This is a genomic window from Calothrix anomala FACHB-343 (assembly GCF_014696435.1).
In the GTDB taxonomy this organism is placed as follows: domain Bacteria; phylum Cyanobacteriota; class Cyanobacteriia; order Cyanobacteriales; family Nostocaceae; genus Aulosira; species Aulosira anomala_A.
Window position 1 is genome coordinate 1 of sequence record NZ_JACJQG010000093.1, and the last position, 26,000, is coordinate 26,000.

Here is a 26,000-nt window from a genome sequence, read left to right on the forward strand (position 1 = left end):
AGAGGTTTCAATTTGGGAATGCGATCGCAATCTTAATCAGGTTTGTGTAGATTGGCGTTTTCGTACAGAAGATGCAAGAGTTAAGCTTTCAAAGATTTATCCAACCCAGCAAAATTAATGGGACAGACCACTAGTTCCCCCCTTTTTTAAGGGGGGCTAGGGGGGATCGAATTCTATGCAGCGTCATAAAAAATTGGTATAAGGCTCATATTAGGCGAGTAAATATACTTATTTTCTGAGTAATTATACTGTTATTTGTGGCTAAATTAATTAATTATCAAGATATTCCTTAGCTGTTTGCCGAAAAAATATTTGGTAAAAAATGGCATTTATTAAATAAAAATATGTTCTTGATGAATGACTGATAAGTAAAGATTTAATGCTACTTTATATTTGTTTATTACAAAAATAAATTAGCCCAATTTTATTGGTATCATAGTTATTGGGGCAATTTTCCTAACATCAGTCACATCGTCATGAGTGGGTTTTTAATTACAGGTTTTAAGTTGTGGTAAATCTCCTGGCTGTTAGGTTTTTGCAATAATAATTATGAATTAGGAAATTTCTCTTCTGAGTACTAAATTATCGCTGAAACTTTCAGCAAAACACGCTTAATTGATGATAATTTTTTCGGTGTTGTAACAACAATTAACATCTTCACCTGGCATTACTGTACCTAGTATGTATATAAAAAGGTTGACATTTTCTAGTGATTTAAAGAATCATCTTAGGGAAACCGGATAGTCGTTGTTGAGGAAACTATGCACGCAGTAATACTCGTTCTGTTTGAGGTGCTGATTGTTATTGGACTGTCACGGTTAGTCGGACTGGCTTTTAAGTCAGTGAAGCAACCGTTGGTAATTGGTGAGATTGTCGCCGGGATTATGCTTGGCCCTTCTCTATTTGGTCTAATTGCACCCTCAGTAGCAGCTCACGTATTTCCACCTGAGACAATTCCCTATTTAAATATTTTGTCACAAGTGGGATTAATATTTTTCATGTTTCTCATTGGCTTAGAACTTAATCCTAAATATCTGAGTGGTCAATTAGAAACAGCAATTTTGACTTCTCATGTGAGTATTTTAGTACCATTTTCATTAGGCACAATCCTAGCATTATTGCTTTATCCGCTAGTTTCTAATGCGAGTGTATCTTTTACCGCCTTTGCCTTATTTTTAGGTGCGGCGATGTCAATTACAGCATTTCCTGTGTTGGCGAGAATTATTACAGAAAACAACTTGCAAGGAACCCGGTTAGGGACATTAGCGTTAACTTGCGCTGCGGTGGATGATGTCACAGCTTGGTGTCTGTTAGCAGTGGCGATCGCAGTTGCCAGAGAAGGTAGTATTGTCAGTGCATTCCCGACTGTGATCGAAAGTATACTCTATATCGGCTTTATGCTCACCGCCGGACGTTGGTTTTTGCAACGCCTCGCTACTCATTACCAGCGCGCCGGACGCTTAAGCCAATTGGTAGTAGCCTTAATTTATATGGCTGTTGTCGCTTCCGCCTTGATTACCGAATTAATTGGTATCCACTTGATTTTTGGAGCCTTTTTACTCGGTGCAGCTATGCCGAAAAATGCAGATTTAGTCAGGGAATTAGCGGAAAAAACCGAAGATTTTGTTTTAGTATTTTTACTGCCGGTATTTTTTGCCTTTAGCGGCTTGCGGACGCAAATAGGCTTACTCAATCGTCCAGAATTGTGGCTAATGTGTGCATTAGTTTTAGGAGTAGCGATCGCAGGTAAGTATATTGGAACTTATGTCGCAGCCCGTGTCAGTGGAATTAATAAACGAGAAGCCTCAGCTTTAGGCTGGTTAATGAATACTCGCGGCTTGACTGAGTTAATTGTGCTGAACATTGGTTTAGATTTGGGTGTAATTTCCCCCGTACTGTTTACCATGTTGGTGATTATGGCACTAGTTACCACATTTATGACCTCACCGTTACTGGAATGGACATATCCCAAAAAGTTAATCCGCTTAGATCGATTAGAACCAGAATCAACAGAAACCCCAGGGGAAAATACTGTTGTTGCTAACGATTATCGCATTTTAGTTCCAGTAGCTAATCCCAGCACCCAAAAAGGCTTAGTACAGTTAGCAGTCGCATTGGCGCTGAACAATCATCAATCGGCTGTAGTTCATCCCCTCAGCTTAATTGAATTTGAAGAAGACTATGCCTTTGAGAATACCCCAGTTGAAGCTAACCGCCTAATTGAGCAACGCCAGCAACAGCTAGAAGATTTAATCAATAGTCTAGAACCGCCAACAATCCGTTCTTACGTCCAACCGATTATTCGCTTGTCGAGTAATGTTGCCAGAGAAACCGCAGAAATTGCCAAAATTGAGCAACCTAACTTGATTTTAGTCGGTTGGCACCGTCCAGCTTTTAGTAACAATCGCTTAGGTGGTAGAGTAGGTCAAATTCTTACCACTGCCCCCGTAGATGTAGCAGTGTTCATTGATAGAGGTAACGAACGCTTAGAAAGCTTATTAGTGCCCTATTCTGCCAATATTCATGATGATTTAGCCCTAATATTAGCCTTAAGATTATTAATCAATCGTGACACTTGTATGTTACAAATTTTACATGTTATTTCAGGGAATCAAACCAACGATGAATTAAGTTACGAGCTGCACATGATGATGGAACGCTTACCAGAGACTGTACGCGATCGCATTGAAATTAAACCCATAAAAGCCGAAGAAGAACCAATTCAAGCTGTAATTACCGCTTCCGAAGCCGTAGATCTAACAATAGCTGGTACTAGCCGCGCTTGGGGTATTGAGCGCCAAACTCTAGGAAGATACACAGATCAACTAGCAATTCAATGTCGTTCTTCCTTGCTAATTACTCGACGCTATAGTCAAGTTACCTCTCATTTATCATCTGTGCTATCTGAAGTCACCACACAAGAATCGGTTGCTAGGAGTTGAAATCATGAATCATTTCAATTTAAAATCCTTAACCTTTTACGGAATTGCGATCGGTTCAGTTCTCCTGTTATTTAAAACTGTCAGCGTCTATGGAGAAAGTAAATTAAAAGCCCCCCCTACAATCAACAATCACTATCGTATTGCTTTACAAGAAGCCATACCCAACTGCGGAAAGCCAGAACAATTAATTTTGAATATGCAGCAATCAGGTATTTACTTAAATGCCTCTTTTTTACCTGCAAATCCTGAAGCTGAATCATCAAATAGCAACCCCACACACAATCATCTCTCTGGCATTTTTAGCAACCAAGAATTAAACCTATCTGGCAGAATTGACAAAAGCGTTTTCTGTCAGATTAGTAACCCCAAAGATAACTACGTTCACTCAGTGAAAATGCAAATGCAATTAATCAACCAAGGAAATTTCATCGGGCAATTTTCCTTAAGTGGTAGCACGAGAGTTTTTAAATTTACTGCTGTGCCAGATAAAACTCAGGTAAAATCTCAACAGAGCAAAAAACATTAAAGCACAAACATACCAGATAGCTCAAAATATCCCAGATAAAACCTATGGTCAAAAGTCTCAAAACTAAACAATCTTGCCAACTTTGTCAGCAGCTATTTGGTATTAGCTGGTTTGGCATATATACCATAATTACTCTGCAAGCTGGTAGCATCAGCGCCTTACCAGCAACAAAACAGCTACCACCGCCAATTGGTAGCAGCAATATTACCTCCCCATTAGCTATACTTGATAATTGGCGCTTTTCTCCAGAGGCGTTACAATTAGAGTTTTCTGTTTCATCCGGGACTACACCTCATTATTTTTATCTCGCCCAACCTCCCCGGCTAGTTGTCGATTTACCTAATACGAAATTGGGTTATGTTTCTACCCAACAAAGTTATTCTGGAGCTATTCAAAGAGTCCGGGTTTCTCAGTTAAATGCAGGCGTAACTCGGATAGTTTTAGATGTAGCACCAGGAAATTATTTAGATCCAAATCAAGTAAAATTACAACCAACATCCAAGAAAAACTCTACTCGCTGGGTACTGCGGGGGATTAACTCTGGGTTGAGAAATGCTGTACAACCTAGACAATATCCCCAACAATCTAATACCTTACCTGTAATTCCCCCTAACTACCCACAACAACCTAATAACCTCCCGACAATTCCCTATAACTATCCGCAACCAACGATTAATCAACCAACAACTAATAATCAACAATTTCCCTTTGCAACTTTACCACCACCATCTCATACTTTGCCATCAATACCCACTAATTCTCAGCAACCACTAGTAGTTGTTCCCCCACTTTCACCTAATAACCAATCTCAACTACCAAATCCGATACTTCCTCCGCCAATTTTCTCAAATCAACCTAATAATATTGCTAATCCTGATTTGATAAATCAACCTGATTTTACCGTACCCACATTACCCCAATCTCCCCCTAGTTTTCGGGGAGAAGCACCAGCACCAGTAATTGAGTTTGGACAACCTATTCCCAGAATGCAAAATTAACTTGTAGAAACATGATTTGATTGGCTGACATAGCAATAATTTTTCATCATCAAAAATACCTAAATTATATGCCAGGGCACAAATAAATTTGCCCTTAGATAGTTGTGAAAATCTTTTTAAAGACCTATCATGATGCGCTGAATCAGCAAATATGATTATTTTTTGCTCTTTACTCAATCAGACGTATTATTTAATATTATTTCTTAATAATGGATGCAAATAAATACTGAGGTAATTACTCATGTCTCGTTCTGCGCCCTATCAGCCTTTGTTGTTAAAGATAATTCATGGCGTGAGTGGAATTTTAGCGATCGCCGCCATCATCACAGGCTTTTTGGTTTACAATACCTTCGACGGCAGATTTGGGAAAATACCCCTCCCGCGTATTGGGCCAATTATCGATCTTCACGGGACTTTTGCAGTATTTTTCTTTGGTATTTTCCCCATATTAGCAATATATAGCTTTCATGCAGGTAATAGACGCTTATTACAAAAAGATTCTTTACAAAACTTAACTCAAGTTGGTAGACCGATTTGGTGGGTAAGTTTGCAAAGAATTGCTAACACACTCATGTTAATTGCATCACTTTTAGCTGTATTATCTGGCAGAATGATGCAAGAAGAATGGTTACCGACAGGAGATTTAAATCAAGGTTGGTACTACCTACATCTGATTGCTTGGGCGTTATTAGTTTGCTGTTTAGCAATTCATGTATTGATGTCTGCAAAAGTAGGTGGTGCGTCTTTATTATTATCTATATTTTCGCCAAATCTCCGCCCAGAAGATAGCCCGACACAATGGTATGGGCGGTTGCGTCATTGGTGGAGTAATTTCTCCGCTAATGTTGCTGCAGAAATTAGTAATTTACGACAAAATAATTTTCCTCTTAGTCTCGTAGAAATTATCGTGCTAATAGGAATTTTAGCGGCGCTGATTTTACCTCTTTTCTTCTCTGGTGGCGATTAAATATAATTAAAGGTGCGTTAGCCTACGGCATAACACACCCTAAATTAAATCCAAAAACCTAGCTACAGGTTGCAGACTGTTAATAATTATACCAATTTGAAAAAAGAATGCGACAGATGGTAGGGGCAAGGCATTGCCTTGCCCTCTTGCCCTCTAAAATATATTGATGTGTCGCATTATTTGAATTGGTATTAGCTATACAAAGATTTGATCCAATGCCATTCTTGAGTCAAACCTTCTTTCAGAGAGACAGCTGGCTGATATTGGAGAATTTTTCTGGCTTTCGATACATCAGCTGCTGTATGGCGTGCATCTCCTATAGCTTTTTCTATATGGTTGGTTTTGATTGGTTGACCAACAATTTCTGCCATTGTATCTAATACTTCAGTTAAGACAACTCTGCTACCACCACCAATATTGAAGATTTCGCCCACAGCATCAGGCGCAGTAGCGGCAGCTAGGTTAGCAGCAACAGCATCGCTAACAAAGGTAAAGTCTCTAGTTTGCTGTCCATCACCATAGATGGGAATAGCTTCATCTTGCAATACAGCTTTGAAAAACTTATGAAATGCCATATCCGGGCGCTGTCTGGGGCCATAAACTGTAAAATAGCGCAAAGATACAAAAGGTACGCCAAAGTTTTTGTGATACAGACTGCATAAACGCTCGGCTGCTAGTTTGGTAATACCATAAGGAGACACAGGGCGAGGTGGAATATCTTCGTGAGTCGGTAGAGTTTCGGCATCACCATATACACTAGATGTAGAGGCAAATACTAGCCTTTGCAAGTTTTTCGCATCTTTAGCAGCTTCTAGTAAAATTTGCGTCGCGTTAATGTTGCGTTCGGTGTAAGCACGGAAACCGCTACCCCAACTGGCTCTAACTCCTGCTTGTGCGGCTTGATGGTAAACTACCTCTACATCTTGTAGTAATGTCGGCCAATCTAATAACTGAATATCGCCTTCAACAAGTTTAAAGTTAGGATATGCTTTTAAAATTGCTATATTCTTGTGTTTTAATGTCGGATCGTAGTAATCGTTAAATTCATCAATACCTATTACTTCTTTATCTTGTCGCAGTAATGCTTCAGCTATGTGAGAACCAATAAATCCAGCTGCCCCTGTAACGATGATTTTGGTCATATCTCTAATTTTTATATATCCTCTTCATCTTTGCATACACAGATTAATACTTCGGGTGGTAAAAGTCACTACTTGCCCAGTATTTTTATTTAATCTTTTTAATCAAGATAAAAAATCAAAGAGGTCTTTACATATTAATCAGGTTAAGTGGAAAAAATTGGTCTATACAGGAAAGGACTACACAGAGAAGAGAAAATAGCCTTACCTGAACTCTATTACTCTATATATAAACATGAGATTGAGTTGCTAAAATTATACCAAATTAAAGCAGAAATAACACCGATTGTTTGTGTTGAGGGGAGTTGAATACTTTTGACTTTTAACTTCCCCCTCATGGGGCGCTGATATCCATTGGTGTCAACTTAAGGCGAAACCCCCATTCAATCTAGCTCCCATGCTCTGCGTGGGAGCGTAGATTTATGAGGCTCTGCCTCAATTTATCAGAAGACGAGGCGGCAGCCCAAGAATCCACATTTCCATCCTCCTGCTGGAAACGAGATAGAGAAAGGTAAATAGACCACGCTGTAGGGGCACGGCATCAGTAAAATTATTGTATGTACCAAAAGATTGTCGGTGTTCCCTACGATAGATGTGGTTCAAATAGGTGAAAACTGCTGTAAGTTGACACAGGTGATACAGCACCCTTGCAAAAGAGCGATCGCCTCAGATGCTTGGACTGCTCAACAGAACATCAATTAGGGAACTGTGCTAGCAGGTCTTTGCCGTCAATAATGGTACTAGTAAAGACAAACTTGCGATTAGCTTGGTAGCGTGGATCTGACTTAATCATCGCCATAAAATCGCGATGTCCCTGTCTTGTCCTACCTACTTGACAACCAGCACTCCATCTGCCTACGTCAGATTTAGGGTTATCACCTCCCCAATGTTGGTTAATGCCAAACATCCCTGAGTCCATAGAGTCGCCTTGATCGCGTCTGCCATTGCGATTGGCATCACGATGAACGGTGACTTGTCCGCCAGTTTGCACCAGCGCTTCATGTCCGCCACCTGGGGTATGAATTCCTACTTGCCATGCACTGTATTGCCCAAAGGCGATAATTGCTGCACCTTTAGGGTTCATGGGCTTGTAGGTATAGTACTTACCTGGATTGGTTGTGGCTTCCCAACAGCCAATCATTTTCGGCTTACCATCCTGAAACTCAATCACCGTGCGGAGGTCGTTCCAGACATTCAGGGTGTTGTCATTGAGCGTTCCGTCTGGATTCATGCCTTCGATGTAGATAATATTCTTTTGTCCAGGTTGTTTGTCAATTCTGTAGCCTTTTTTCTCACAATAGGCAACGATTTTCTCGGCTAGAGTTTTCGGCTTAACCGTGACTGTGGCGATTTTGGAACCATCAATCTGCACATGTCCGCCATAGATAAACCAAATGCGCCGACTCAGAATTGGAGTTTTGAGCATGACTCGCAGATGTTGCGCATCTGCGATCGCGACTTCGATAATTTCCAACTCTCTCCCTGCTTTGACGGTGGTTTTTTCCGATGCTTCCAGCTTGTTAGAGGGCAATGAACAGCTTTTCAACACCGAGTCAGAAGTCACCTTAAGATTAAACTGCCCCTGCTCAACCTGGCCATCTTTGAGTCCGAGCGCTTGCAGAAAGTACAAAATTGCCGCACAACCAGGAACTGAATCAATAGTTTTGGTGTGATTAGTCCCAGCCCAAACAAACGGCGTAATTCCCTGGTTATCTTTACCCTGAAAATCGTTGCACGCATCAAAGGCGAGTAAGCGAGTAGAGAGCTTTGTTGGTATCTGTTCGCCCTGAATCTTACTCAGCTTGCCCGTGATTTGCTCTAAAAATTGCTGATAATCCGGAAAATCTGCCTTAGCATGTAAGATTCCTGCCCAATACCAAGGTAAATTGGGATAATACCACTCAAGTTTTTCGTACAAACCGCGATCGTAATACAGCTTCTCAGCTATTCTTTCTAACTCTGGCAAGAGATTTGATTGCACCTTGCAGCTTTGCCACAGTTCTGTATATTTTTCTTCTATATGTACAATATTAGCCATTTTTGTGATAAATGCTTGGTAACTAAAACGGCTGGTAGCTTTATTTTTTAATCATCGCCAATAAATCATCGCCAACAGCTAGAACAGACAACACTAGCATCCACTTTTAAACAGTCCAGCTATGCTTCGTTAGAAGTATAACTTGCCGTGTTCAAGCTCCAGTTTGAATTTCTTGGCTGTGGATTGTTCAGCTCTTCATTATGGACTTCTGGATATCTATTATCTTGATTTTTCACCTGTTCTATACGTTGGCAGAGGCTATAAATAATAATCGGATCGCGGATGATTTCAGTGAGAATGCGGGCTTCATTAAAGTCTCTAGCATCGCTTCTTAAGTCACGCAATACCAAATCGATTAACTCCGGACTCATTTCTATTTCCAAAGAAATGTTAATCGCAATATTTGGCCCCGTTTTGTCGATATCGATGGAATACTTTTTACTGTTACGAATCATAATTGTGTCCTATAAAATTTTTTCGTGAATGGCTGACTTAAAAATCGCGTTAACTGTTGACTGTTGACTGTTGACTCTTAATAAATGATTTTCATGTTTGGTTGTGAAATTTTCTCGTAGATAGCTGACATGAAAGATTAATTTCTCCCTTGTCCTCCTTGTCCCCCCTTCCCTTATCTCCCGTCGCCTGCAAACAAAAACCCCTCAAGCCTTAAATATTAGACGATTAGGGGTAGGGTTTTAAGAATAGATCGGCTTCAGCTTCTCTTCGTCTCCTCAATCCTTGCTCAACATTGGTTCCAGGATTGCGATACTTAATCAAAGTTTCGCGCATATTCGGCCAATCACGATTATTTAAGACTCTGGTTATGGAATCAAAGCCAGAAGCGCCGTAGAATCTACTCCCCAAGTTATAACCAAAGCTGAGTAATGCCCCTTGTTGGTGAGGGTTGAGTTCACCCCAGCAAGGTATTCTCATTAAATCGGGTAAGTAACTTGTTTCCAACTGATAAATTAATAACTCGTCAGCTTCTTGTTGAGAAATAGTGTCTCCAATATACCAGGGGCTTCCGTCACGTTTTCTAGTCGAACCCCAGCCAATCGTGATTGGTAACCCTTTAGTTCTAGGATCGGGGTATGCTTTAAGATCGCAACCTTCAAACTTTTTAATTAGCTCAACTCCACACATCGGTAGCTTTGTGGAGACTTGTTTAGTTTCGACGCTCTGGTTTGGTGCGGTACCGTTTCTGCTGATAGGATTGTTCTTAACCTTAGCCAGAATCTCGTTAGTACTGAGATACTGTACTGAATCAGCGTTGAGGCTGGTGCTATCACGATCCTCTTCGTCATCTTGCCAGAAATTGACCGCAGAATTTAAGTCAGCTTGCCCATCTGAGTCCCCTTGGGCTACTTGCTCTGCTGATTGTTCGTTATTGCTTTGTTGTGGGGCAGAACGCTCTTGTTCCCACTGCTGTTTTTCAGCTTGAATGCGCTGTTTCTCGGCTTCTAGTTCCTTAAGTTGGGCTTCATATTGTGCCCGTAACTGCAACTGCTCGTTGAGATTTTCTAAAGCAAGTTCTGCATTCTTTGAGACTGTTTCTTGTGTCTGCTTACTACTTCCTTCTTGTCGTTCTGTTAGCTGGGAAATAAAGCCCTGTACGTCTTGCTGAATATACTGTTCGACTCGTTCGGCAAAAATGGTGTAGGCCTCGGAGTGGTTATTATATTGACGATAGGGGCCAGCCATTTGGAAAAACTGCCACCCTTCAATTTTCAAGCCTTCAGCAGTATTACGATAGCTGCGATACTTCTCACCATGACCAAAAAACTCTTCAACCGCCGCAGAAACGGCTACTACCTGACTTAAACCAAAAGCCGACCAGCCAACAATTTCTTGCCACTTTTGGTTCCCCTTCTCAAAACCAATGAGTGCAGGGACAATTACCCCACCAATGATAGTAATCATTCTGAGGTTATGATGGGCATTGCGTTCTTTAGTGGCTCGCCCCTCTAACCACATAACTTGATCGAGCCAGCGATTTTTCAGAAAGTCTTTGCGCAAGTCTGACAAGTCAAGTCGGTCAATTAGTCCATAGAATGTCTGTTTAAGGTATTGACTATAGTCGTTTTTCTTAGCCATAGTTTTAAATTTCTCAAAAGCTTCTAGCTATAGTTAGATAAAAATAATGGTTACTCGTTCTTACAGGAAAAATTCCCGATATGGACTTTTTTTGCCGTTTTTGTCTCCTCAAGGTAAATTAAGTAGACAGTAAATGTTTAATTGTCTGGGTTAACTCCTCCACTTCTGCTTCTAAATCAATTGTTTGTAACTTTCCAGATGCAGCTAATTTTTCAGCACGTTCATCTGTGGCTTCTCCATGTAATGCAGAGACAAGTTTATCGGCTGTTCTACCGCTACCTGCTATTACCATCACCAAGCGTCCGGCGACGACACTATTAGCAGCATCCAAAAAGGTAATTTCGCCACCATTAATCAGCACTGTCACCGAGGGTGCGCCACCAGCTAGTATGGTTGCTACTTTGACGATCCAAGGAGACTCATCGCCCCAATTATTACCGGGAACTAGAACAAAATGAGTATGATGTGGCTCTAGGGGTGCAGCATCATCAGCAACTTCAGTTTGATTTGGTAAAATCACCTTTCCTATAGGTGCTACGCCAATCAGAGGAAATGTAGACTTGGTTTGCTGACGAGCATTACCTATCAGTTGCATCACTCCTGCATCTGTACCGCCATCAACAACATAGGCTCCTAAACTCTCGGCTATTGGGGCTAATACTTCCACAAACAAGCTTTGGATACGCCCAAAATCTGCTGCGCTAATCTGACTTGCACCACCGACGATCACTAAAATAGGACGCGAACCAATTAGCCCCATTTGCTCAAGCACATTAGATAATTCTGTAGATTCAGAGACTCTAGCGGCTGTTGCTGTTTGCCCTTGGTCGAAACTCAGGCTAAGAAATTTTTCCATGACTTGGAATTTGAAGTGTAGAAAGTCACGCTCATTATTCCACAAGAATTTGCTTTGTCGTCATAAATCTTACATAAACACATCCTACAATGGGTAGAGATTATGTATTACTTTATCAGAAATTTATGGTATCTTTACTTAAGCCACATGAATTTATACTTTTTTTCCATGAAAAACCTGTAGAGTACTAGAAAATATACTGTAATGGTATTCTGTTATAGTTAAAACTCAAAACCATAAATCTTCGTATTTTTAACGTACTCAGCACTCGCACTCTTCATCGGTTTATTTGCTCAGATGGTTTGAGAATCGCTCAACTCAGTCCAGACTGACTAAAAAAGCAGATGAAAACTTTTTCAAAAGATGACGGGAAACTAACTCCGCAACTGGGGTGAGAGAGATAGACACCCCGTAGCTATTATTTGTCATTTGTCGGTATTAAGTAGCAAAAACAACTTGCCACTGATAGTTCATCACGGGTGGGGATGAGTCTAACTGTCCTGCTATGTGCAGTTCAGGATAGCTTTCCATGTAATTATTTACACATCTAATAATTTATTTCGGTCTTAGAATCGATTATTTTGTTTGTATATAAAATCACAAATTATTGAGATGAGTAAAAGTAATTGTTTGGATGGATTCAAACTTTTGTCTGTAGTAACAATAGAGACTTTAGCTCAATTTTTATTGATACCTATAATTACCAGCAATCCCACTCTGGCACAAATCGTGCCGGATGGGACATTGGGTAATGAAAGCTCCCGCGTGACTGGTAATGTCACAATTAAAGGTAGTGCTGCTGATTTGATAGAAGGTGGCGCACTTAGGGGAAGCAGTCTGTTTCACAGCTTTACAGAATTTAATATCAACGAAGGGAAACGAGCTTATTTTGGTAACCCGACAGGAGTTGAAAACATTTTCAGTCGTGTGACGGGTAATAACGTTTCTAATATTTTGGGAACATTGGGCGTAAATGGTAGCGCCAATCTGTTTTTACTCAATCCTAATGGTATTTTGTTTGGGAAAAATGCCCAGTTAGATATTCAAGGTTCGTTTTTAGCAACTACAGCCAACAGTTTTCAGTTTCCTGATGGTAGTGAGTTTAGTGCAACGAATCCCCAAGCAGCGCCACTGTTAACAATGAGTGTTCCTGTGGGGGTACAGTATGGTTCTCAGCCAACGGCGAGTATTAGTAATGAGGGAAGTTTAGAAACTGGAAAGGATTTGACTCTGAGTGCAGGAAATTTGGATTTGCAGGGACAACTCCAGGCTGGTGGTAATTTAACTTTACAAGCGGAGGACACTTTAGAAATCGAAGAGAGTGAGAGCGATCCTTTCATTGCGGCTGCTGGTGGAAAATTGGTGGTGCAGGGTAATCAAAAAATTGATATTTCTGCTTTAAATAACCCCAATAGTGGCTTTTTCTCTGGTGGGGATATGGTGTTGCGCAGTAGTAATGCGGTTGGTGGCGATGCACATTACTGGGCTGGGGGTAATTTTACCATCGAACAGTTAGATGGCAATTTGGGCGATCTATTTAGTCCTAACGATCCGGTGATTCGTGCTAGTGGGGATGTGAGTTTTGATAGTTATAAAGGTGCTTCTTTGCACATTTTGGCGGGTGGAAGTGTAACTATTTTGGGTAATGTGAAAATCACGGGTGTAGACACAAGCAATTTTCTTAAAGAAACCGTCACCCTGTCGGATAGAAAAACAAATATAGATATAGATGGTAGTAATGAACCAACACTAGACATTCGAGCAGGGGTAAGTTCTAATACTATTAGGTCTCCAAAATTTGAACCAGATTTTCTCTCTGGATTCTATGCTCAAAATCCTACAATAATTGACACTCAAATAAATGCTGATATCACTATTAACGGTGATATTTATAATACTTCAGGTGCTGAGTTTAACAGTGGACAAATATTTATAACTAATCAGTATCAGCCCAATAATGAATTGGCAGGTAATATCACAACAGGAAAAATTTGGACTTATGGTGATGTCACCATCGATTCGCGGGGTGATATTGAAATTCGAGATGAAATTGATACTAGTCCTCAAGATAATAATAAGATTGGTGGTAATGTCACGATTCAAGCTGTTGATGATATCCATGTTGATAAGATAAAAGCTACTAGTGTTAATGATGATGCTAATGATAGTAATAAAAAATTTAATACTATCAAGATTAACTCTACCGGAGGTTCAGTTTATTTAGATGGTTCTATAATCAGTAATAACAATACTGGTTCTGGTTATGCAGGAGATATTATTATTAATGCCAGTAACGAAATTTCTCTTCTTAATAATAGTGAAATATCTAGTCAAGGAAATTATGGAAGGATTTTTATTAATGCCAAGACTCTAACTTTGAATAACTCATCGATTACTACAAAGACTGAAAAGGGAGTTGCCGGTGATATTAACATCACGGTACAAGACTTCTTGCTACTGCGCGATCGCAGCAACATTATCGCAACAGGTGTTGAAGGTGATGGCGGCAATATCAAGATTAATGAGAATGCTAAAGCTGGATTTGTGATCGCAGTACCATCAGAAGATAGCGATATTCTTGCCAATGGTGTGGGTGGAAATGGCGGCAAGATTAAGATTAGCGCTAACCGCATTATAGGTTTTAAAAACTCTCAAAATCGGGGAAAGTTGGATCTGAATAACATTGATCAAAACCGTATTAGCGATATCAGTGCCAGTTCTGATATTGGGCAAGATGGGGATGTATCGCTTGATACTCTCAGCATCGACCCTAGTCAGGGGCTTGTAGCACTGCCTACTGATTTAACAGATGCCTCTGGATTAATTGCCCAAGGCTGTGGCGCGGGCGGTGGTGGTAGTGTGGCTAAGGGGCAGAGTGAATTTGTGATTACTGGGCGAGGTGGACTACCTCCTAGTCCTGATGATGCTTTAAGTGCGGGGGCTATGTCGGCTAGTTGGGTTAATCGTGATACTAATACATCAACTAATAATAATGAAAAAGATTCTGTGAAAGCGGCGAATGTGATGGAATTTTCATCCGGTGGGACTAAGCCTTTAGTGGAAGCAGTAGGTATGGTACGGAATAGCAATGGTGACATTGTGTTAACGGCTAAACCGACAACGGCTACTCAGCTACAGTCTCGGTTATCTAGCGCATTCTGTAGTGTTAAGTAAGCTATTCTGCTGTTAAGTTGCACAATCCATCGAGAGGGCTGTTGACAGTTGACCGTTGACAGTTAACAGCCCTGATTAGTATTTGTGCAAATTTAGCTGAAAGTAGTTTGCTTAAATTTCGGGATTTTTCAGCAGGTTTTTTGCTGGTGGGAAATTTAACAGTATAAATTTAACAATTCATCGGGTGCTGACATTGCAATGTTTGTTTTACCTATATAGAGAATTTTTATTATGAATCGTTTATCGGGCTGGCGATCGCGCAGTCTATATTCTCATAATTCTAGATACAAGTCTTCTGTGTCTTGGCGCAAGATGTTGATGCTGATGACAGCAATGATTCCTAGCTTGCAGGTAGAACGTTTAGCGGCGCAAGTCCCACCGGTGGAAGTTAAACCGCCTTCAGGACAACAGCAGCCAAAATTAGAACCGCTACCACCTTTACCACCACCAGAACAACTCTTACCCAATTTGCCGGGTACTATCACTCAACCAGAATTTAATCCGGAAGCACTACCTGAGACGTTAACAGTCGAAAAATTTGAGTTTGTCGGAAATACGGTGTTTAGTACGGAAGAATTGGCGAAGGTGGCTGCACCATATACTAAACGCTCAATTACTTTTGTTCAATTAGTAGAGTTACGCTCTCAGTTAACAAAATTATATGTAGATAAAGGTTATGTCACATCGGGAGTAATCATCCCTCCCCAAACTATCAAGGCTGGGGTGGTGGTGATGCAGGTGGTAGAAGGAAGTTTAGAAAAGATTAATGTTACAGGTACGCGCAGCCTCAATCCTAGTTATGTGCGCGATCGCTTGGCGATTGCTGCGGGTAAACCATTCTCACGCGATCGCCTTTTAGAAGGATTGCAACTATTACAACTCGATCCCCTGATCCAAAGTGTTTCTGCGGATTTACAAGCTGGGATTAGTCCGGGAACGAATGTCTTAGAGGTGAAGGTTAAAGAAGCCAATTCTTTGAGTGGCGATATTGTCTTAGATAACGGACGCAGTCCCAGTGTGGGTAGTTTTCGGCGGCGAGTTAATCTTCATGAAGGTAACTTTTGGGGATTGGGAGATAGTTTAAACATCGGTTATACCAATACCGATGGAAGTAACGGCTTTGATATTAGCTATAGTCTGCCACTTAACCCGCGCAACGGTAAGCTAACTTTTTCCTATGGAAATACTAATAGTAATGTGATAGAAAAGCCTTTCAATGTATTAGATATTACTTCTAAATCTAGTTACTATGAGTTAAATTTCCGGCAACCAATTGTCCAAACTCCTAGCCAAGAATTTGCTTTAGGACTTACCGCTAGTCACCAGACGAGTCAAACCTTTTTAGGTGTTGATGGTATTGGTGGGTTTCCTCTGGCGACTGGGGCGGATGATGAAGGACGTACAAGGGTTTCGGCGATCCGATTTGTCCAAGAATGGACTCAGCGCAGTAGTCAACAAGTCATCGCCGCGCGATCGCAATTTAGCTTAGGATTAGGTATTTTAGACGCAACTATCAACAAAGATGCACCAGATAGTCGCTTTTTTAGCTGGCGCGGACAAGGACAATGGTTGCGTTTGTTAGCGCCTGATACTTTGTTTTTGCTGCAAGCTGATATGCAATTAGCAGATCGCGAATTATTGGGATTAGAACAATTTGGGATTGGTGGACAAACAAGTGTCCGGGGATATCGTCAAGATCAGTTGTTAACAGATAATGGCATTCAAGCAACGGCGGAGATTCGCTTACCAATTTTGCGAGTTCCCCAACTGCAAGGAGTTTTACAACTCACACCTTTTGTTGATGTTGGTACTGGCTGGAATAATGACGGAGCAAATCCTAAGTCCAACACTTTAGTAAGTACAGGTATTGGATTGCTTTGGCATCAAGGTAATAACTTAACGGCGCGTTTAGATTGGGGAATTCCACTCACATCAGTTGATTCTAAGGGGGACACATGGCAAGAAAATGGTTTGTATTTCTCTCTCATTTACAAACCTTTTTGAGGTGGAAAAAGAGGGAATTACAGAAAGTCGGTGAGAAAACCAACTTCTTGATGGGACGGGATGAACCGTCGCCCACCGACTTGAAGCAACTGGCGTCATGGGGCATTGGTGATTTCTTCCCCATGCCCCATGCCCTATTCGCTATGCCCAAATTTAATTCGTTGTACAAACAACGAATTAAATTTGGCTATGTTATTTTGGCTGGTTTAACTGCTTTATTATGTATATTTACCTCGCCTGTTTTCGCCCGCGATACATCAAATCAAGGGTTTAACTCACCCCAAATTGCTATTCTTCCTCAGGAACAAGAAGCGAAAAATTTATATACAGCCGGACGATTTAGCGAAGCTGTGACGGTGTTGCAGCAAGTTTTGCAGGTTTATCAAGGTAATAATGATACCATTGGACAGGCGGTTGTTCTGAGTAATTTGGCTTTGAATTTTCACCAATTAGGACAGATACCAAAAGCAACCGAAGCCATTGAAAATGCGATCGCATTAATCCAAAACACTCCTGATTCTCCCCAAAGTTTAACAGTTTGGGCGCAAGCTGTAGATGTCAAAGGTGGTTTACAACTAGCACAAGGTAAGGCGGAAGCTGCATTGTCATCCTGGGAGCAAGCTGCATCATTTTACCAAAAGCTGCAAGATAGCAATAAAGTTACCCTCGTCACTATTAAGCAAGCACAAGCTTTACAAACTTTAGGACTGTATCAACGGACAATTTCCACGCTGGAGAAGTTAAAAACAACTCTGCAAAATCAACCAGATTCTTTAATTAAAGCGGCTAATTTGCGCAGTTTAGGTGATGCTCTTTTGGTTGCAGGGGATTTAAAAAAGGCGGATGAGAATTTACAAGCTAGTCTGAAAATTGCTCAACAACTACAATCGCCAGAAAACGTTGCTGCTGCTTATTTGAGCTTAGGTAATCTGGCTCGCGCTCAAAGTAAGAATAAAGAAAAAAACAATCAGCAAGCCCTGGGTTTTTACCAACAAGCAGAGGTAATGGCGAATACCTCAACTATAAAAGCTCAAGCTCAAATCAACCGCCTGCGCTTGCTGGTAAAAATGGAAAAATTGCCAGAAGCACAAGCACTATACCCACAAATCAAAAGTCAAATTTCTAACCTACCCGTGGGTCGTCCGGCGATTTATGCCCAGGTACAATTTGCTCAGAGTCTCTTAGAATTAAGGCTGAAATCCTCTAGCCCTAACCCAGAAACAATTGGTCAAATTCTGGCTGTGGCTCGTCAGCAGGCGGAACAATTGCAAGATGTACGGGCGGAATCTTTTGTTTTAGGTAATCTGGGACACCTCTATGAAATGACTCAACAATGGGCGATCGCGCAAGATTTGACTCGCAAAGCACTGAATTTATCTCAGTCAATTCAAGCACAAGATATCGCCTATCGTTGGCAATGGCAGCTAGGGCGGATTCTCTGTCAAGGACAAAAGCAATGCGACAACCAAGAAAAATTTCCAGATGCCATCAATGCCTACACCGAAGCATTTAATAGTTTACAAGGTATCCGGGGTGACTTGATTGCCAGTAATGCAGATGTACAATTTTCCTTTCGGGAAAGTGTCGAGCCTCTATATCGCCGCTTAGTAGATTTGCTGCTACAATCCCCCACCTCTAGTCAAAGCAACCTCCAACAAGCTCGCAATGTCTTAGAAGCGCTGCAAGTTGCCAAATTGCAAAACTTTATGCAACAAGCTTGTCAAGATACTAAATTACAACTTGACAAGGTAATCGACACTAAAGACCAAAAAGCGGCGGTGATCTATTCAATTATTTTAGATGACCGCTTAGAGGTGATTGTTAAGTTTCCCAATAATCAAGATTTATATCACTCTCCAGCTGTCAAACTATCCAAAAAGGAAATTGAGACGACTTTACAACAATTCTATAACAATCTTAAGGACATAGGTAATTATGAAGACGTACAAGAGGATGGTCAAAAAGTCTACAGATGGCTAATTCAACCAATACAAACAAAATTAGAGCAAGGCAAAATTAAAACTTTGATTTTTGTTTTGGATGGGTTTCTGCGCAAAATTCCGATGGCAAGTTTATATGATGGCAAACAGTATCTCATGGAAAAATACGCCGTCGCTTTAGTTTTAGGGCTACAAGTGCGCGATCCTATGCCTTTACAAAGAAGAGAAATTAAGGTATTAGCAGCTAGCCTGACTGAACCACCAAAGGAAGTTAAGGGCTTTTCGCGATTAGAAAATGTAAAAAAGGAAATAGCAGAAATTAAGAAGACGGGGGTAGATGTTAGTACTATTGCTGAAGCACAATTTACTAATAAAGCCTTCAACACAAAGCTCAATACTTCTAACTTTGATATCGTCCATCTAGCAACTCACGGTTATTTCGGTGCTGACAGAGAAAACACATTTGTGTTAACAGCCGACGGAAAAATGAAGTTAGATGAATTCGATCGGTTGTTTCAAAGACAAGGACAAAAACGCACCAAAGCAATTGAAATATTATTTCTCAGTGCTTGTCAAACAGCAGCAGGTAACGATCAAGCAGTCATGGGGATTGCAGGAACTACAGTTCAAGCCGGAGCTAGTAGTGCGATCGCTAGTTTGTGGGATCTGGACGATCAATCCAGCGTCTTGTTCGCCAAGGCTTTTTATCAAAACTTAGGAAAGCCTGGTGTCAGCCGAGCCGAAGCCCTACGCCTAGCACAACAGGCTCTATTTAAAAATCCTGACTACGATCATCCATCCTTTTGGGCACCCTATGTTTTAGTAGGTAGCTGGCTTTGAACGAAAATAGACAGATACATCTGGCGAATTAGGGGTAATAACCCTCGCTTATCCCGACGAAATCCCGCCCTCACCCTCAAGGGTGAGGCTAACCGAACAAAGCCTGCCTCCGCAGGCTCTATTTCTCTAGCCTGCGGAGGCAGGCTTTGTAGATTTAGCCCCAGGCTTATAGCCTGCGGGCGATGTGTCGGGTAAGCAAGAAAAGTGTTTGGATCGACATTATTGAGGATTCTAACCCACAATTTGCCAGCTGTATCCTATAAGAAGTCTGGGATCTAGCAACCCTAAAAATACTTAAATGTTTTTTTTAATTAAAGCGAATTTCTATACTTTGATAAATCTTAGTTGATTATTAAAATCACGCTAGCAAAAATATTTTTGAAAAGGTAAAGTATTCTATTTTACTGTCCAGAAATTATTGCTCTAAAGTGAGCAATATAGTGTATGTATACTATTATTGCTAAATAATAACTTAGACTAAATTAAATTAAAACGATCGCGATCGCATTGAAGCGATAACAATCCCTGCTTCCATCCAGACTATAGGAATCCGATTTGATTTCTGAAAAAATCTATGTATTTGTAGGGTGTGTTATCGCGTAGCGTAACGCACCAAAGCCTTCGGACGGTGCGTTAGCCTCCGGCATAACGCACCCTACGTATATTTCAAAAATCAAATATGAGTCCTATATATACTCTCACAGATTACCATTGAGAAAAACTGTCAGACTTTCAGGACTGAAGGATGTTAAGCAGGGTGAGACGCATCAATTTTTTTCTATCAGCTTGATATAGAATAAAACTAATTAAAGTCGGCTATCAGCTTTTATTACTTTAGATAGATTTGCTGAATATTCTGATTTGTTCCCTATTTATCCAAGATAAAATAACTAATCTACAATCGCTTTGTTTAGCTAATTGAGGCTAATTTTGCTGCAATTAGCTGCATCAAAGGAGAAGCCACCTTGAACGGAACGATGCTGCGACTTTTGCCTTATGCAGTAGCAGTTTTGGCAGTTGGTAGCGCATTACTACTGACTTTATTGTTAAAGCCACTACTCAGTCCAACGATTTTTTTACTGTTTTTTGCTGCTGTGGCGGTGAGTGCTTGGTACGGCGGTATGAAATCAGGATTATTGGCTACTACTTTGGCTACTATCTCTGTTGCATACTTTTTTTTGGAGCCAATATCTTCACCGTTAATTTACTCTTTTGATAGTCTGTTACGCTTAATCTTATTTGTACTGGTGACAACGCTGATTAGCTGGTTAAACTCCCAGTTACGCAGCGCTAAGTGTCGTCTCGAAAAAAGTTTGCAGCAGCTACAAGCTAGCGAAGCCAGATTTAGACGCTTGGCAGAGTCTAACATTATTGGGGTGGTTGTAGCTGATATGAAAGGGGCGATTTTGGAAGCTAACGATGCCTTTTTAACAATGGTAGGTTACAGCAGAGAGGAATTGTTATCGGGAAAAATGCGCTGGCGAGAAATGACACCGCCAGAATATCAAGAAATTAGCGATCGCGCTATTACTGAATTACGCCATCGAGGTTTTAATCAACCATTTGAAAAAGAATATTTTCGCCAAGATGGTAGTCGCGTTCCCATTCTCATTGGTTCCGCCTTATTAGCCAGTGGTGTAGAAGAAGTCATTAGTTTTGTGCTTGATTTAAGCACAATTAAACAAACAGAAAATGAATTACGCGAAAGCCAAAATAGATTTCATGCCTTAGCTGATGCTACCGTTGAAGGCGTGTTAATTCACGCCAATGGTAAAGTCATAGATGCCAACCCTGCTTTTGCAAAAATGTTTGGCTATGAAATTGATGAAGTGATTGGTATTGATATTACAGAATTTCTCACGCCAGAATCGCGCCAATTACTGCAAGATAATGGGGAAACTCCTTATGAAGTCACGGGTGTAACTAAAGAGCAAAATACTCTAAATTTAGAAATTATCGCCAAAAATTCTCTATATAAAGGTCGTGATGTTAGAGTTTCGGCATGGCGTAATATCACCGAAAGAAAGCAAGCAGAAGCAGCAATCCGCCAAAGAGAAGAACAACTCAGATTAATTACTAATGCCTTACCCGTATTCATTTCCTATGTCGATACCCAGCAACGTTATCAATTTAATAATCGTCATTACGAAGAATGGTATGGCATAAAAGCAGCGGAATTTTATGGCAAGAAAATTCAAGAAATTGTCGGCGATTCAGTCTATGAGGAAATCAGTGATTATATAGATACAGTATTATCGGGGTTGCGCATCAATTACGAAACTCAAGTTGATAGTCCAAAGATGGGAAAACGTGATGTTAATGTCACTTATATTCCCCAATTTAATCAACAATCGCAAGTAGAAGGTTTTGTGTCTCTGATTAACGATATCACAGAGACAAAACAAGCCCAAAAAGCCCTACAAGATAGTGAAGAAAGGTTTAGAAAATTAACAGAAAAAGTTCGGGTAATTCCTTGGGAAGTAGATGCAAATACCGGACAGTTTACCTATGTCGGGCCGCAATCAGAAGAGATTTTAGGTTATCCTGCAACAGAATGGTACGCCAAAAATTTTTGGGAAGAACATATCCACCGAGAAGATCGAGAATGGGCAATTGAGTATTGTTTACAATCTGCTCTCACATTGGATAACTATGAATTTGAATACCGCATGTTGACAGCCGATGGCAGAGTAGTGTGGATATATGACATTGTGAATGTCGTGCGCCAAGGAGAAAAACCGCAGATATTACATGGATTTTTGATTGATATTACCGATCGCAAACTCTCAGAGCAAGAACGGGAAAGACTGCTCATTGAAGCCGAAGCCGCCAACCGGATGAAAGATGAGTTTTTAGGTATCCTTTCCCATGAACTGCGTACCCCGCTCAACGCGATAGTCGGTTGGATACAGCTACTCAAAAAGCGCAAATTAGACGAAACTACAACTAACCGCGCCTTAGATACCATTGACCGCAATAGCAAAATCCTTGCACAATTAATTGAGGATGTATTAGACGTATCGGGAATTATTCAAGGTCAACTTTCCTTAAATCTGCGACCATTAGAACTGATACCCCTCTTAGAAGCTGCTCTTGAAACTTTACAACCAGCCGTTGCAGCTAAAGAAATTCACATCGAGAGCAGATTCGATCCAGCAGTGGGGGTAGTAATGGGAGATGTCAACCGATTGCAACAAATCTTTTGGAATCTCCTTTCCAACGCCGTCAAATTCACACCCAAAGGCGGTAGAGTTGAAGTGCTGCTAGAACGCCTAGACGATCGCATTCAATTGCGAGTCAGCGACACCGGCGGCGGAATTGCCCCTGATTTCCTCCCCTATGTATTTGAACGCTTTCGCCAAGCCGACAGTTCCAGCACGCGATCGCACGGCGGATTAGGATTAGGATTAGCGATAGTTCGTCATCTCGTAGAATTGCATGGCGGTACAGTCGAAGCCCAAAGCCAAGGAATCGGCAAAGGTGCAACATTTATTGTTAATTTGCCCATGAAAGTTATTAGTCAATAGAGACGCGATGAATCTAGAGACGCGATGAATCGCGTCTGTACAATTTCCTTGTCCCCCTGCTCCCTGCCCCCTGCCCCCTGCCCCCTGCTCCTTCTGCCGCGACAACAATTAAAATAAAGATGACGTACATTCATCAGTAGCTTAAAGTGTCAGACTCTCTGCCATTGCGCGATCGCTACCTGGCTTTAATCGACGAAATTGTGGACACCACCCTCAAGGGCAAAATTAGCTCTGTAGAGCAGGTGTATCAAATGTTGCTCAAAGGGGTGAATCCTGGGACAGGAGAAGTATTTGAGTTAGTTTTGAGCGATCGCTCTACAGCCATCCAAAACCAAGTAGATGGGGAAAAGGATGAACTCAAAAAAGCTAAGGCTACCCGCAGTTTAAGGGCAATTAAAACCATTCAAACTCAATGGCAAAGGTGGCAAGAACACAACAAAGCTACAGAAGCGATCGTTTCTGCTGTGAAAGAAATCACCACAGCCGCAGCTGATGAACGGCTAGCAACATTTCTTAGATTCACCGATCCTAATCAAAAGCAGCCCCTCAATTCTCAACAGCTACAACAGTTGTCAAAATCTATACAGCAATTTTCTCAGCCAGAATCAGATTTACAATATATATCTGACGGAATTAACCGAGGTTTAGCAGCTTGGCAGCGATTGCAAGAACATTTAGTTAGCTGGATGTACGAGCAAAATCAATCACTAGGGTTTGGTGGTGTACCGGGAGACAGCGGCCCTTGGGCAACTTGGGCAAAGCAGGTAAATAGCCAAATACCGCATACCCTACTGCGTACCTTAGCAACGGAAGGTTCGGCAATTGAATTCGCCGCCAACCAGCAAATTACCTTGAGTGAATGGGTAGAAATGGCGTTAATTCTGCAATATTTGCAAAGGGGTTTAGTTAACTGGTTTGACCAACAAGCTTACAATGTGCAAGCTGGTTCTAAGTTATCGATTTCTACTTATTTAACCTTTGCAGTGATTTGGAGTCAATTAGCTAGCGGTTTTCACAATCTAGCCCCAGTTTACAGCAATGGTGCGTCGCAAGTTATGCTGCAAATTCTCCGCAATTTTGCCCTCCGTCCTTATTTTCCCCTTTACGGCGGGATTTTCGCTTCATTTTCTGGTAACTATTTGCGGGATGCTTTAGATTATTTAGACGAGCCACTGCGGAGAGTCGAAAAAACTCAAGAAAAAGCGCGAATATTAACCTTATTAGGCTATTCACAACGGGCTTTAGGACAATATCAACGTTCTATCGAATTTCATCAACAAGCATTAGAAATCGCCAGAAATGCAGGCGATCGCCCCTGTGAAATTGCCAATCTCAATCACCTCAGCCGTACCTACGTGCAAGAGCAAGATTACGTAGAAGCTATTAACCACAGCCAACGCGCCTTAATTCTCAGCCGTCAAGTAGGCGATCGCACTGGCGAAGCCAACGCTCTAATTAACTTAGGCTACAGCGAAGTCATGCACGCCCAAGAACTAGAACAGCTAGAACCAGAAACCTATGAAATGGCAATTAACTATTTACAACAGGGTTTAAAATTAACCGAACAATTAGGTGATATTCAAAGTAAAGCCTTGTGTTTTAGCAGCTTAGGAATTGCCCATTTAGTAATTGGCGAATCACAAATTGCCATTAAATATTTAGAAGAAGGTTTTAAAACAGCACAAATATCTGGAGATTTATATCTCCAAGGACGCAATTTAGCTTACTTAGCCGAAGCTTATTATCAACTGCAAAATTTTGAAAAAACAATTTACACTGGCAGTTTAGGCATGTATCTTTTAGAGCAAATTGCTTCCCGTGAATGGCGACAAGCAGCCGGACTCTTAACAATTTTACAAGGGCAAATAGGCGAGGAAACCTTTACAAATTTCCTCCAACAAAATCGCCCGAAAATTATTGCAGTTATCGGTGTAGATGGCTACGATTACATTCCCCAATTATTAGCAATGTATAAAAATTGATCGTCTGCAATAGAGGGCAAGGCATTGCCTTGCCCCTACAATTTATGGCACAATTTAATCAAATTGGTCTTAAGGTTTGGGAGCATCCCAAATGTGCAAAAACGCCCTCACCCTATAAGGGTGGGGCTAGAAATACGAAGCCTGCCTTCGCAGGCTAAAAGTTTGATAGCCTGCGAAGGCAGGCTTTGTTGGGATAGCAATACCCTTCTAGGGTATTGCGTCAAAATTGGGATGCTCCCTAAGGTTTGAGTTCAGATATCGGTTCTGAAGCAGCCTTTTCCAGGCTATATTGCGAGAGAATTTTCACCCATTCTTGTGGATGAAGATTGCGATACTCTGCAAGTTCGCTGATGGCTTCAGCCCAGATGTTATTTTCAAAATAAGGAAAGTATTTATCTTGAGGTTTTGTTTGCTTCAGACGCTCTACTAAGGTGGAATCAGGTTCAACCCGTTTAATCCAACCATCAACAAAGATATTGCTTGGTGAACCTTGGTCATTTACACAAGTAATGCTGAAATACCAGTGATAGCGTTGACCAACAACGAGTGGTTTTTCGGTAGAGGGTAGAGAAAGTTTCGCAATACCTTTTTTCTCAGGTAAAGATAGTTTCAATGGTTTTGATAAAACAGACTTTTTCTCTTCATTTAAAAGCCTAAATGTTGCGGGTAAAGATTGAGAAGACTTAGCAAAGGGTAAATTAAACCAAAAGTCAGGATACTCTTTAGTAGTCAATATCTCATTGTTTTTGGGCACTAACGCCATAAGGTTATCGTTCTCTAGTTCCGAGCATTGCGAACGCTTTCCCCCTCCATTCTGTCGTCCGGAAGGACTGGCCTCGCTGTTGATATCAGCCCTAGCTACTGTTGATGAGAGAGATATGACAGACAGCAAGCTACCAGAAAATACAGTTGTGATGGTGCAGATGGTAATTAGCTGTCGCCATAACTTAGATTTAAGCTCGATCATTTCAAT

General features: G+C 41.1%; 15 protein-coding genes. 9 read left to right on the forward strand and 6 right to left on the reverse strand.

All coding sequences use genetic code 11. The features are described from left to right. The first annotated feature begins 761 nt into the window (after positions 1-761). The 4 genes from H6G08_RS33445 (at position 762) to H6G08_RS33460 (ending at position 5,433) form a co-directional block, all read left to right on the forward strand. Positions 762-2,942 (forward strand): cation:proton antiporter, encoded by a 2,181-nt coding sequence (locus H6G08_RS33445; RefSeq protein ID WP_190551079.1) that lies wholly within the window; start codon positions 762-764, stop codon positions 2,940-2,942. A 4-nt stretch (positions 2,943-2,946) separates the two neighbouring features. Continuing rightward, positions 2,947-3,468, forward strand: coding sequence for a hypothetical protein (locus H6G08_RS33450; RefSeq protein ID WP_190551081.1), 522 nt, complete (start codon positions 2,947-2,949; stop codon positions 3,466-3,468). 44 nt (positions 3,469-3,512) lie between these two features. Continuing rightward, entirely contained in the window at positions 3,513-4,466 is a 954-nt protein-coding gene (locus H6G08_RS33455; protein WP_190551083.1) for an AMIN domain-containing protein, read from the forward strand. Between the two features lie 241 nt (positions 4,467-4,707). Further along, on the forward strand, positions 4,708-5,433 hold the full coding sequence (locus H6G08_RS33460; protein WP_190551085.1) for a cytochrome b/b6 domain-containing protein: 726 nt from the start codon (positions 4,708-4,710) through the stop codon (positions 5,431-5,433). A gap of 191 nt (positions 5,434-5,624) precedes the next feature. On the opposite strand, the gene H6G08_RS33465 is transcribed toward H6G08_RS33460, so the two are convergent. The 5 genes from H6G08_RS33465 to H6G08_RS33490 form a co-directional block, all read right to left on the reverse strand. Next, a complete protein-coding gene (locus H6G08_RS33465; protein ID WP_190551087.1) occupies positions 5,625-6,575 on the reverse strand; it encodes an NAD-dependent epimerase/dehydratase family protein in 951 nt (316 codons plus the stop codon). Positions 6,576-7,266: 691 nt separating this feature from the next. Continuing rightward, the gene (locus tag H6G08_RS33470; protein ID WP_190551089.1) at positions 7,267-8,610 is read right to left on the reverse strand and encodes a hypothetical protein; all 1,344 of its coding nucleotides are present in this window, start codon (positions 8,608-8,610) and stop codon (positions 7,267-7,269) included. A 119-nt stretch (positions 8,611-8,729) separates the two neighbouring features. Further along, on the reverse strand, positions 8,730-9,065 hold the full coding sequence (locus H6G08_RS33475) for a hypothetical protein (protein ID WP_190551091.1): 336 nt from the start codon (positions 9,063-9,065) through the stop codon (positions 8,730-8,732). Positions 9,066-9,291: 226 nt separating this feature from the next. Next, positions 9,292-10,704, reverse strand: a complete 1,413-nt coding sequence (locus tag H6G08_RS37135; RefSeq protein ID WP_199322844.1) for a DUF4231 domain-containing protein — start codon at positions 10,702-10,704, stop codon at positions 9,292-9,294. A 118-nt stretch (positions 10,705-10,822) separates the two neighbouring features. After that, positions 10,823-11,560: a TRP family putative cation channel gene (locus H6G08_RS33490; protein ID WP_190551093.1), complete on the reverse strand. Its 738-nt coding sequence runs from the start codon at positions 11,558-11,560 to the stop codon at positions 10,823-10,825. A gap of 648 nt (positions 11,561-12,208) precedes the next feature. Here H6G08_RS33490 and H6G08_RS33495 point away from each other — a divergent pair. From H6G08_RS33495 to H6G08_RS33515, 5 genes are all read left to right on the forward strand, one after another. Continuing rightward, positions 12,209-14,734: a two-partner secretion domain-containing protein gene (locus H6G08_RS33495; RefSeq protein ID WP_242046379.1), complete on the forward strand. Its 2,526-nt coding sequence runs from the start codon at positions 12,209-12,211 to the stop codon at positions 14,732-14,734. Positions 14,735-14,965: 231 nt separating this feature from the next. Beyond that, positions 14,966-16,738, forward strand: coding sequence for a ShlB/FhaC/HecB family hemolysin secretion/activation protein (locus tag H6G08_RS33500; protein WP_190551098.1), 1,773 nt, complete (start codon positions 14,966-14,968; stop codon positions 16,736-16,738). After that, on the forward strand, positions 16,690-19,518 hold the full coding sequence (locus H6G08_RS33505; RefSeq protein WP_242046380.1) for a CHAT domain-containing protein: 2,829 nt from the start codon (positions 16,690-16,692) through the stop codon (positions 19,516-19,518). The genes H6G08_RS33500 and H6G08_RS33505 overlap by 49 nt, the downstream gene beginning before the upstream one ends. A 965-nt stretch (positions 19,519-20,483) precedes the next feature. Next, complete coding sequence (locus H6G08_RS33510) at positions 20,484-23,045, forward strand: PAS domain-containing sensor histidine kinase (protein ID WP_242046381.1); 2,562 nt, start codon at positions 20,484-20,486, stop codon at positions 23,043-23,045. A 146-nt stretch (positions 23,046-23,191) separates the two neighbouring features. Further along, positions 23,192-25,027: a tetratricopeptide repeat protein gene (locus H6G08_RS33515; protein ID WP_190551100.1), complete on the forward strand. Its 1,836-nt coding sequence runs from the start codon at positions 23,192-23,194 to the stop codon at positions 25,025-25,027. A 238-nt stretch (positions 25,028-25,265) separates the two neighbouring features. Here the strand turns inward: H6G08_RS33515 and H6G08_RS33520 are convergent, their stop codons facing one another. Beyond that, a complete protein-coding gene (locus H6G08_RS33520) occupies positions 25,266-25,994 on the reverse strand; it encodes a DUF928 domain-containing protein (RefSeq protein ID WP_190551101.1) in 729 nt (242 codons plus the stop codon). Between the last annotated feature and the right edge of the window lie 6 nt (positions 25,995-26,000).